Source organism: Curtobacterium sp. C2H10, assembly GCF_025407985.1.
Taxonomy (GTDB): Bacteria; Actinomycetota; Actinomycetes; order Actinomycetales; family Microbacteriaceae; genus Curtobacterium.
Map to the genome: position 1 here is coordinate 1 of NZ_JABXGF010000079.1, position 10,511 is coordinate 10,511.

The 10,511-nt window shown below is 71.6% G+C and carries 10 protein-coding genes and 1 tRNA gene; 10 read left to right on the forward strand and 1 reads right to left on the reverse strand.

The window, feature by feature from the left end; translation table 11 throughout:
• The 8 genes from HWD93_RS17625 to HWD93_RS17660 all read left to right on the forward strand — a co-directional run.
• Positions 1-666, forward strand: a 666-nt coding sequence (locus HWD93_RS17625; protein ID WP_261647519.1) for a hypothetical protein, incomplete at its 5' end; no start/stop codon positions are given.
• A gap of 103 nt (positions 667-769) precedes the next feature.
• Positions 770-976, forward strand: a complete 207-nt coding sequence (locus tag HWD93_RS17630; protein WP_092386419.1) for a DUF4244 domain-containing protein — start codon at positions 770-772, stop codon at positions 974-976.
• Between the two features lie 49 nt (positions 977-1,025).
• A complete protein-coding gene (locus HWD93_RS17635; RefSeq protein ID WP_092386421.1) occupies positions 1,026-1,331 on the forward strand; it encodes a TadE family type IV pilus minor pilin in 306 nt (101 codons plus the stop codon).
• A gap of 440 nt (positions 1,332-1,771) precedes the next feature.
• The gene (topA, locus tag HWD93_RS17640) at positions 1,772-4,564 is read left to right on the forward strand and encodes a type I DNA topoisomerase (protein ID WP_261647524.1); all 2,793 of its coding nucleotides are present in this window, start codon (positions 1,772-1,774) and stop codon (positions 4,562-4,564) included.
• Positions 4,561-5,196 (forward strand): dTMP kinase, encoded by a 636-nt coding sequence (gene tmk / locus HWD93_RS17645; RefSeq protein WP_261647520.1) that lies wholly within the window; start codon positions 4,561-4,563, stop codon positions 5,194-5,196. The genes topA and tmk overlap by 4 nt, the downstream gene beginning before the upstream one ends.
• A gap of 25 nt (positions 5,197-5,221) precedes the next feature.
• Positions 5,222-6,364: a DNA polymerase III subunit delta' gene (locus HWD93_RS17650; RefSeq protein WP_071302639.1), complete on the forward strand. Its 1,143-nt coding sequence runs from the start codon at positions 5,222-5,224 to the stop codon at positions 6,362-6,364.
• Positions 6,365-6,498: 134 nt separating this feature from the next.
• Entirely contained in the window at positions 6,499-7,140 is a 642-nt protein-coding gene (locus HWD93_RS17655) for a TetR/AcrR family transcriptional regulator (protein WP_261647521.1), read from the forward strand.
• A gap of 44 nt (positions 7,141-7,184) precedes the next feature.
• Positions 7,185-7,257, forward strand: a tRNA-Thr gene (locus tag HWD93_RS17660).
• A gap of 138 nt (positions 7,258-7,395) precedes the next feature.
• Here HWD93_RS17660 and HWD93_RS17665 read toward each other — a convergent pair.
• Entirely contained in the window at positions 7,396-9,075 is a 1,680-nt protein-coding gene (locus HWD93_RS17665) for an HAD family acid phosphatase (RefSeq protein ID WP_261647522.1), read from the reverse strand.
• Between the two features lie 168 nt (positions 9,076-9,243).
• Here HWD93_RS17665 and HWD93_RS17670 point away from each other — a divergent pair, with 168 nt between their 5' ends.
• Positions 9,244-10,224 (forward strand): Gfo/Idh/MocA family protein, encoded by a 981-nt coding sequence (locus HWD93_RS17670; RefSeq protein ID WP_070418420.1) that lies wholly within the window; start codon positions 9,244-9,246, stop codon positions 10,222-10,224.
• Positions 10,225-10,323: 99 nt separating this feature from the next.
• A partial coding sequence (locus HWD93_RS17675; RefSeq protein WP_261647523.1) for a hypothetical protein occupies positions 10,324-10,511 on the forward strand: 188 nt, incomplete at its 3' end.

Genomic DNA, 10,511 nt, shown 5'->3' on the forward strand with positions numbered 1-10,511 from the left:
GCCGAACACACCGGGGCGCCGTCGGCGGGCACCGTCCGCGCACTCGCCGGAGCGCTCCGGCGGTCGGCGGCATCGGACCGCGCCGTCCTCGTGGCACTCGCCGGTCCGCGCGCGAGCGCCCGGGTGGTGCTCGCGCTGCCGCTGCTCGGGCTCGCGCTCGGGTCGACCTGGGGATCGGGTGCCGTCCAGGTACTCGTGGCGTCGCCGGTCGGCTGGGCCTGCGTCGTCCTCTCCACCGCGCTGGTCTTGCTGGGGCGGGCGTGGACCGCGCGCCTCGTCCGTGCGGCGACGCCCGACGGGCACCTGCCGGGCGTGCTGCTCGACGCGTGGGCGGTCGCGGTGTCGGGTGGTGGGTCGTGGGCGGACGGGGGAGCGGCCGTGCGGACCGCCTTCGCCGACCGACCGTGCCGTGCCGCGGACGGCGAACACCTCCGGGAGGTCCTCGCACTCGCGCAGCGTGCCGGGGTCCCGGCGGCGTCGCTCCTCCGCGCGGCTGCCGAGGACGTCCGCGACGACGTCGCTGCCGCGGGCCTCGCCGCCGCGGAACGGCTCGCGGTCCGACTCGTCCTGCCGCTCGGGGTGTGCGTGCTCCCCGCGTTCGTCCTCGTCGGGGTCGTCCCGGTGGTGGTCGGGGTCCTCTCCTCCACCGTCGTCGACGTCGGCTGATCCTCCACAGATCCGGTGACCGGTCCCGTGTCGAGGGCCGCCCGCGGCGAGGCTGGTCGCATCGCATCGCATCGCATCGCACCGCATCAGGAAGGACAGTCACATGACCGACTCACCCAGCACGCACCGCCAGCACCTCGGCGCCCGACTCCGGCGACGACTCGACGACGACCGGGGATCGGCGACGGCCGAGTACGCGGTCGTGATCCTCGCCGCCGTCGCGTTCGCCGGGGTCCTCGTCGCCGTGATGCGCTCCGGAGAAGTGCAGAGCATCCTCACGGAACTCGTCCGTGGTGCCCTGTCCCTCTGACCCGTACGCGGCTGACCCGCGCCCGGCGGCGGACGGGGAGCGCGGCACCGTGAGCGTCGAGTTCGCGGTCGTGCTCCCCGTCGTGGCCCTCGTCCTGACCTCGCTCGTCGCCGCGGTGCTCGTCGTCGACGGCCTCGGACGCCTCCAGCTCGCGGCGGCCACGGCGGCACGAGCGTTCGGTCGCGGGGACGACGACGCCGGGCGCGCCGCCCTCGAGCACCTCGCACCCGGGGCCGGCATGACGGTGCACCGCGACGGTGGTGTCGTCTGCGTCCGGGCAGCACGAGGGGCCGCGGGGCCGTTCGACGCCGTCCCGCTCCGTGCCACCGGCTGCGCTGCGGAGGACGGACGGTGAACGAGCGCGGGTCCGCCACGGTCCTCCTCACGGCGGTCGTCGGCGTCGTCCTCGTCGTCCTGACGGCGGCGCTCGCCGGAGCCGGACTGCGCGTGGCCACGATCCGCGCCCAGGCCGCTGCCGACGCCTCGGCGCTCGCCGCCGCGGCGGCCCTCGTCGGGCTCGTCCCGGGCGAACCCTGTTCCGTCGCGACGCGCGTGGCAGCGCGGAACCAGGCAGCCGTCGACACCTGCGGGACGGCTGCCTCCGCCGCGCGGGTCCGGGTCGTCGTCGGCGGCGGACCGTTCGCCGTGGGCGCAGTCGCAGTCGCCGGTCCGGCGGACGACCAGCCCGAACACTATGTGTATGGTGTGCCTGTCGGCCCCCGGTCATCGGTGCCCCGGTCGACCCGGACGCGCTCGTCGTCCAGGGCCGACGCGCACCATCGATCAAGGAGACACGTGCCAGGCACGAAGAAGCTCGTCATCGTCGAGAGCCCCGCGAAGGCCAAGACGATCGCGCAATACCTCGGTGACGGATACGAGGTCCAGGCGTCCGTCGGACACATCCGGGACCTCGTCGAGCCCAAGAACCTGCCGGCGGAGCTCAAGAAGGGCTCGCTCGGCAAGTTCTCGGTGGACGTCGACAACGGCTTCGAGCCCTACTACGTCGTCTCGGACGCGAAGAAGAAGACCGTCTCCGAGCTGAAGCGTGCGCTCAAGGAAGCCGACGAGCTCTACCTCGCAACTGATGAGGACCGCGAAGGCGAGGCCATCGCGTGGCACCTGCTGCAGGTCCTCAAGCCCAAGGTGCCGGTCAAGCGCATGGTCTTCCACGAGATCACGAAGGAGGCGATCCAGCGCGCGCAGGAAGCCACCCGTGAACTCGACACCGCGCTCGTCGACGCGCAGGAGACCCGCCGCATCCTCGACCGTCTCTACGGGTACGAGGTCTCGCCCGTTCTCTGGCGCAAGATCGGTCCGGGGCTCTCGGCCGGTCGCGTGCAGTCCGCTGCCACGCGTCTCGTCGTCGACCGTGAGCGCGAACGCCTCGCCTTCGTGTCCGCCAACTACTGGGACCTCAGCGCGCGCTTCGAGAAGGAGGGCGACGCCGCCTTCACCGCTCGACTCGCGCGGGTCCAGGGGACCCGGGTCGCCTCCGGTCGTGACTTCGACGACCGCGGTGCCCTGAAGGGCGAGGCCGTCCGCCTCGACGAAGCCGCCGCGGCCGCGCTCACCACCGTGCTCGAGCGTGCCGGTGACGCCACCGTCCGCAGCGTCGAGTCGAAGCCCTACACGCGCCGCCCGGCAGCACCGTTCACCACGTCGACCATGCAGCAGGAAGCGGCGCGCAAGCTCCGCCTCTCGCCGCGGCAGACCGCCCGTGCGGCGCAGACGCTGTACGAGAACGGCTACATCACCTACATCCGTACGGACTCGGTCAACCTGTCGAAGCAGGCGCTCGACGCCGCTCGCAAGCAGGCAGCGGACCTCTACGGCGCCGCGACCGTGCCCGACAAGCCGCGCGTCTACGCGAGCAAGAGCAAGAACGCGCAGGAAGCGCACGAGGCGATCCGCCCCGCCGGCGACACGTTCCGCACTCCGTCGCAGCTCGAGGGGACGCTGACCGGTGTCGAGTGGCGCCTCTACGACCTCATCTGGAAGCGCACCATCGCGTCGCAGATGGCGGACGCCAAGGGCTCCACGGCGTCGATCGTGCTCGGCATCTCCTCCGGGGAGTCCGTCGAGGGCATCCCGGCCACGGCGAACGGCACCGACGCCGAGTTCACGGCGTCCGGCACGGTCATCACCTTCCGCGGGTTCCTCAACGCCTACGAAGAGGGCAAGGACGAGGACCGCCACGAGTCCTCGGACCGCTCGGGAAACGACGTGGCGCTGCCGGACGTCAAGGAAGGCGAGCACCTCGCCGTCGACGACGTCGTCGCGAAGGGCCACGACACCACCCCGCCGCCGCGCTACACCGAGGCGAGCCTCATCAAGACGCTCGAAGACCTCGACATCGGTCGCCCGTCGACCTTCCCGACGATCAGCCCGACGATCATCGACCGCGGCTACGTGTCGCTGCGCGGGACCCAGCTCGTGCCGAACTGGATCGCGTTCAGCGTGGTCCGGCTGCTCGAGGAGTACTTCGGTGACCTCGTGCAGTACCAGTTCACGGCCGACATGGAAGCCGACCTCGACCGGATCGCGAACGGCGACGCCGACCGGGTCGACTGGCTCAAGGAGTTCTACTTCGGTGGTGGTGACCAGCGCGGGCTCCGCACGGTCATCGACAACCTCGGCGAGATTGATGCGCGCGAGATCAACTCCGTCGAACTGGCGCCGGGGCTGACCCTCCGCATCGGTCGCTACGGCCCCTACATCGAGGTGCCGAGCGACGACCCCGAGAAGCCCCGTCGCGTCAACGTGCCCGAGGACCTCGCTCCCGACGAGCTCACCGCCGAGAAGGCCCGCGAGCTCGTGGACGCCCCGGTGCTCGGTGACCGCGTCGTCGGCATCAACCCCGAGACCGGAAAAGAGGTCCTCGCGAAGGACGGCCGGTTCGGTCCGTACGTGACCGAGCGCACCCCGGAGCCGGAACCCGCGGTCGACGCCGCGACGGGCGAGGTGCTCGACACGCAGGCCACGCCGGCCGCCGCCGAGGCGGAGCCCGCAGCGAAGACCACCGCGAAGGGTGCCGCGAAGAAGGCACCGGCGAAGAAGACCACGAAGAAGCCCGCGGCGCCCAAGGAGCGCACGGCGTCCCTCTTCAAGTCGATGGACCCGCAGACGGTCGACCTCGAGACGGCGCTGAAGCTGCTCGACCTACCGCGGGTCGTCGGCAAGGACCCCGAGTCCGGCGACGACATCACCGCGCAGAACGGCCGCTACGGTCCGTACCTCAAGAAGGGCACGGACACCCGGACCCTGCCGGGCGAGGACGCGATCTTCGACATCGACCTCCCCGGTGCGCTCGAGCTCTTCGCCCAGCCCAAGTACGGCGGCCGCAGCTCGGCGAGCGCAGCGCTCAAGGAGTTCGACGCCGACCCGGTGTCCGGCAAGCCGATCAAGATGAAGGACGGCCGGTTCGGTCCGTACGTCACGGACGGCGAGACCAACGCGACGATCCCGCGCGGCGAGGACGTCGAGGCCGTCGACCACGCCCGCGCCGTGCAGCTCATCGCGGACAAGCGTGCCAAGGGACCGGTGAAGAAGAAGGCACCGGCGCGGAAGCCGGCGGCCAAGAAGAAGTGACCGGCCGGTTCATCACGCTCGAGGGCGGCGACGGTGCGGGCAAGACGACGCAGGCGGAGCTGCTGACCGCCTGGCTCGAGGAGCACGGCCGGACCGTGGTGCGCACCCGTGAGCCGGGCGGCACCGACCTCGGCACGCGGATCCGCGAGATCGTCCTGCACGAGCGCGGCCACGTCGCGCCTCGGGCCGAGGCCCTGCTCTACGCGGCCGATCGCGCGCACCACGTCGAGACCCTCGTCCGCCCCGCCATCGCTCGCGGCGACGTGGTGCTGCAGGACCGGTACATCGACTCCTCGGTGGCGTACCAGGGGGTCGCGCGCGGCCTCGGCGCCGAGCACATCCGTTCGGTGTCGGACTGGGCGTCGGACGGGCTCACGCCGGACCGCACGATCCTGCTCGACCTCGACGTCACCGTCGGGCGTGCGCGGGTGGCCGCGGCGCGCGGCGACACCTTCGACCGACTCGAGTCCGAGGCCGAGTCGTTCCACGAGACGGTCCGTCGGGCGTTCCTCGACATGGCCGCCGCCGAGCCCGAGCGCTTCCTCGTGGTGGACGCGTCCGCCCCGGCCGCGGACGTCCAGCGCGCGATCCGTTCCGCGGTCGGTCCACTGGTCGGGATCGTCGAGGGATGACGGTGGCGGCTGGCAGGATGATCCCGTGAGCGTGTGGGACGGCCTGACAGGGCAAGAGGAAGCGGTCGCGTCGCTCCGCAACGCGGCCGAGTCGCCCGACGGCACCGGTGGCATGACGCACTCGTGGCTGATCACCGGGCCCCCCGGCTCCGGCCGGTCGAACGTCGCGTCCGCCTTCGCCGCCGCACTCGTCGGCAACGGTCCGGACGACGACCACACGCTCCAGCAGATCACCGCGAAGACCCACCCCGACGTCTCGGTCCTGACGACGCAGCGGGTCATCATCACCATCGACGAGATCAGGCAGCTCGTCACGTCGTCGCACTACTCGCCCTCCGTCGGCCGGTACCGCGTGGTGATCATCGAGGACGCGGACCGCATGACGGAACGCACGTCGAACCTGCTCCTCAAGGCGCTCGAGGAACCGCCGGAGCGCACCGTGTGGATCCTCTGCGCCCCGAGCGAGGCCGACCTGCTGCCGACGATCCGGTCGCGCGTGCGGTCGGTCCGCCTCCGCGTGCCGGGCATCGAGTCCGTCGCAGACCTGCTCGTCGCCCGGACCGGTGTGGACCGCGTCCTCGCGATGGACGCCGCACGCCAGGCGCAGAGCCACATCGGCATGGCACAGCGTCTCGCGACCAGCGAGGACGCCCGCGACCGTCGACGCCGCACGCTCAGCACGGTGCTCGGCGTCCGGACCGTCGGAGACGCCGTGATGGCCGCCGCCGACCTGCTCGCCGTCGCCGACGAGGACGCCAAGGCGATCACGCAGCAGCGCGATGCCGAGGAACGCGACGCCGCGATGCGCTCGCTCGGCATCGAGCCCGGCGGCACGATCCCGCCGGCACTCCGTTCGCAGCTGCGCCTGCTCGAGGAAGACCAGAAGCGTCGGGCGACGCGGAGCCTCCGGGACGGGCTGGACCGGATCCTCGTCGATGTTTCGTCGCTGTACCGTGACCTGTTGCTGCTCGGACTCGGGGCGCCGGCGGAACCGGTGAACCTCGCGATGCGGGAACAGCTCGACCACGCACTGCAGTCGGTGACCCCGGCCGCTGCGCTCGAGGTGCTCGACGCCATCGCGCTCGCTCGGCAGCGCATCGCCGCGAACGTGGCGGCCCTCCTCGCGCTCGAGGCGCTGCTCGTCACCATCGCCCGCGCGCGCCGCTGACCCGCGCCCTGGGCGGGACCACCTGCCCGAGGTGAGACGCAGGACGCGCTCGCACCGCGCCTCCAGGCCGTCCGGAACCGCACCCTGTGACGTTCCCCATCCGCCCGCGCCCCCGCGCATGGGACAATCACCGCATGTCCGACGCAGAACCCGGCCTGCGCGAGCGGAAGCGCCGCGCCACCCGACTCGCGATCCAGCAGGCCGCGCTCCGCATCGCGATCGAGGAGGGGCTCGCGGCGGTGACGGTCGACGAGATCTCGCGGCGTGCGGACGTGTCGCCGCGGACGTTCTTCAACTACTTCCCGAACAAGGAAGGCGCGATCCTCGGCGACGATCCCACGCTGCCGGACGACGACACCCTCGCGGACTTCGTGGCCGGTGGGCCGACGGGCGACCTGCTGGCCGACCTCGGGGCGTTGCTCGTGCACTCGACGCGCGAACTCATCGAGGAGCGTGGGCTGATCGAGGAGCGGCAGCAGGTGCTCCGTGCCGCGCCGGAGCTCTTCAGTCGGCGGATGGAGTCGATGAAGGAGTTCCAGGCGGCGATCGAGGGGGCCATCGTGGCGCGTTTCGCGGCGGCCGCGGACGGAGCTCCGGACGTCTCCGGCGAGCCGGAGCGGCGTCGGCGGGCGCGGCTGGCGTCCCTCGTGGCGTTGGCTGCGCTGCGGCACGCGTGGTGGCAGTGGTCGGACGCGGGGTCGGACACCCACCTCGTCGACGAGCTCGAACGGTCGTTCGCCGACCTCGACGCGCTCGTTTCGCGTTCGCTCGTCTGAACCTGTATAGTCGTGTCCCGTGCCGCTCCGGCAACGGAGCGTCCGCCGCCTTAGCTCAGTCGGCAGAGCGATTCACTCGTAATGAATAGGTCGTCGGTTCGATTCCGACAGGCGGCTCCGAGAAGCCCCGGTCAGACATTGTCTGACCGGGGCTTTCTGCTTCCCGAGCCGGGCGCCGGGCCCGAGCCGGGCGCCGGGCGCCGGGCGCCGGGCCCGAGCCGGGCCGGGTGCCTGCGCGCCCGGCCCGACCCGGCCTCAGGGCAGGTAGTACGTCGGGTTCGGCAGCTTCACACTCCGGTCCGCCGACCCACCGAGCAGGTCGCTGTACTGGTCGCCGAAGTTCGCCACCACGTCGTACCGCCCACCCGAGCGCGACTCGATGTGCGCACGGGTCTGCGACTTGTACTCGACGGTGGTGCACTTCGCCGTGGCGCAGGTGATGTACGACGGCTGCTGCGAGGCCCCGACGCCGGTCCACTTCGTGTAGTACGTCTGCGTGCCGCGCTGCGTCGCCGCGAACTGCGGGTACCCGACCTTCTGCAGGTTCTCGATCGTGGCGGTCTTCTGGTCGTCGTTGCGTCCGGTGAGCCCGATGACCGTGCAGCCGGAGCGCTGGGCGATCGACACGAGCGAGGTCATCGACGGGGTGGCGGGGAAGCGCTCGTCCTGCACCCACTCGTCCTGGCGGGCGGGATCGAAGACGAAGTGCATGTCGGCGACCTCCATGTCGTAGGTCCACAGGGTGGTGTCGTCGGCGTCGAGCACGATGGCGGGGTTGCGGTGGAGCTTCCGGCCGACGGCGCACTGGGCGGCGACGACGGGAGCCTGCTTCCGGACGATGGACCGCATCTCGCGGATGTACGGCGAGTCGGTGCGGTTGGCGAGTCCGGTGCCGGGGTCGCCGTAGTACGTCGCGATGGTCGACTTCACCGAGTCGATGTTCGGGATGCCCTCGCCGCTCTGGGTGGCGCCGGAGGAGCCGTCCGCGGCCATGGTGAAGTGCGTGCGGGGCGTCAGGCGCGGCTCGGACACGCCGGGCAGGTCGGCCGAGGGCAGGTAGTAGGTCGGGTTCGGCAGCTTCACGGAGCGGTCGGCGTACCCGCCCTGCAGGTCGCTCCACTGGTCACCGACGTTGAGCGCGATGTCGTAGCCGAGGTCCTGCTCGATGTGCTTCCGCGTGAGCGCCTTGTACTCGACGGTCGTGCACTTCGCCGTGGCGCAGGTGATGTACGACGGCTGCTGGGACGCACCGACTCCGGTCCACTTCGTGAAGAAGCGGTCCTGGGTGAACGCGGTGTAGCCGACCTTCGACAGGTTCTGGACGGTGGCAGCCTTCTGGTCGTCGTTCCGACCGGTGAGTCCGAAGACCGTGAACCCGAGCGACTGCGCCCGGTTCACGAAGCCGACCATCGACGGCGTCGCGGGGAAGCGCTCGTCCTGCACCCACTCGTCCTGGCGGGCCGGGTCGAACACGAAGTGCATGTCCGCGACCTCCATGTCGTAGGTCCACAGCGTCGTGTCGTCGGCGTCGAGGACGATCGCGGGCTTCTCGCCGCGACGGACCGCGGCGTCGTGGATGCGCTGCAGCTGGGCGCTCTGCCGGTCGACGATGGACCGCATCTCGCGGATGTAGGGGGAGTCGGTGCGGTTGGCGAGTCCGGTGCCGGGGTCGCCGTAGTACGTCGCGATGGTCTTCTTGACCGAGTCGATGTTCGGGATGCCCTCGCCGCCCTGGCTCGCGCCGGAGGAGCCGTCGGCCGCCATCGTGAACTGCGTCCGGGGCTGCAGCCCCGCGTCGGCCGAGTGTCCCGGCGGTGCCCAGCCGTGTCCGGGCGATCCCCAGCCGTGCGCGGTCGCCGGGGTGACACCGACGAGGGTCGAGCTGATGACGATGGCCGCGCTCGTGGCGACGACGGACAGGACGGATCGGCGCATGGAGGACCTGATCGCTTTCTGCTGGGGGAGCGGCCGTCGGACGCGACCGCGGGACCCCCGTTCAGGGGGTGCAGCAGCACGCTAGCTGGCAATCACCGGTGCAGTCCATACCAAAGTGCTGCGGGCGGACCGCGGTGTGCCGACCGCGGCCCCTGGTAGACAGGTCCCATGACGGTTCGCTGGGGAGTCATCGGTACGGGCGGCATCGCACGGTCCTTCGTGGGCGACTGCACGGCCGCGGGGGTCGAGTTCGTCGCGGTCGGCAGCCGGACGCTCGCGAGCGCCGAGACGTTCGCGGCCGAGTTCGGGATCCCGCGGGCGCACGGCTCCTACGAGGACCTCGTCGCCGACGACGGCGTCGACGCCGTGTACGTCGCGACACCGCACTCGCGGCACGCGGCGGACGCACTGCTCGCCATCGAGGCCGGCAAGCACGTCCTCGTCGAGAAGGCCTTCACGATCACGGCGGACGAGGCCCGCCTGGTGGTCGACGCCGCCCGGCGCGCCGACGTCGCCGTCATGGAGGCGATGTGGACGCGCTTCCTCCCGCAGATGTCGATGATCCGCGAGCTCGTGGCCGAGGGCCGCATCGGGCGGGTCCGGCTCGTCGAGGCGACCCACCACCAGGCGCTGCCGTCCGACCCGGCACACCGGTTGAACGACCCGGCGCTCGGCGGTGGCGCGATGCTCGACCTCGGCATCTACCCGATCTCCTTCGCGGTCGACGTCCTCGGCGTCCCCACGTCGGTCGTCGCCGCGGGCACCCTGAGTGAGCAGGGCGTCGACACGCAGATGGGCCTGGTGCTGACGCACGAGGGCGGGACGCAGTCGATGCTCCACTTCGGGCTCGACCTCCGCAGTCCGAACACCGCCTCGGTCATCGGCGAGGACGGCCGCATCGACCTGGACTCGACGTGGTTCACGCCGACGACCTGGCGGCTCCGCGACCGCGACGGGAACGTCGTCGAGGAGTTCGACGGGCGCGAGGAGCTCACCGGCTACGCGCACGAGGTCCGCGCGTTCGAGTCGATGGTCGAGTCCGGCACCCACGAGGGCGGCCCGATGGACCCCGAGGAGACGGTCGCGATCATGGCCCTCATGGACGAGGCTCGCCGACAGGTCGGCGTCCGGTACCCGGCTGACGGCTGACGCGACCGGCCGACGGCTGACGTCCGGCAGGGCGCGGAACGTCCGGATCGGGAAAGTGGGCCTGGAGGCTCCTCCCGCAGTTCCGTAGGATCGTTCGCGATGTCCGACCAGCAGCCTTCACCGCGCGGCGTCGCGGATCGCCTCCGCGACGCGCGCACCGCCGTCCGCGCCTCGTTCGCCCGCCGCCCGGTGCCGTGGATCGCGGGTGGCCTCGCGACCGTGCTCGTGCTCGGGTCCGGCGGTGCCGTGGCCGTGGCGGCGGCGACGATGCCGACCCCGACGACCAC

Excerpts from the sequence above, each read along its gene's own strand:
- HWD93_RS17630 (WP_092386419.1), top strand. The coding sequence starts at position 770 with ATGACCGACTCACCCAGCACGCACCGCCAGCACCTCGGCGCCCGACTC.
- HWD93_RS17655 (WP_261647521.1), top strand. The coding sequence starts at position 6,499 with ATGTCCGACGCAGAACCCGGCCTGCGCGAGCGGAAGCGCCGCGCCACC.
- HWD93_RS17665 (WP_261647522.1), bottom strand. The coding sequence starts at position 9,075 with ATGCGCCGATCCGTCCTGTCCGTCGTCGCCACGAGCGCGGCCATCGTC.
- HWD93_RS17670 (WP_070418420.1), top strand. The coding sequence starts at position 9,244 with ATGACGGTTCGCTGGGGAGTCATCGGTACGGGCGGCATCGCACGGTCC.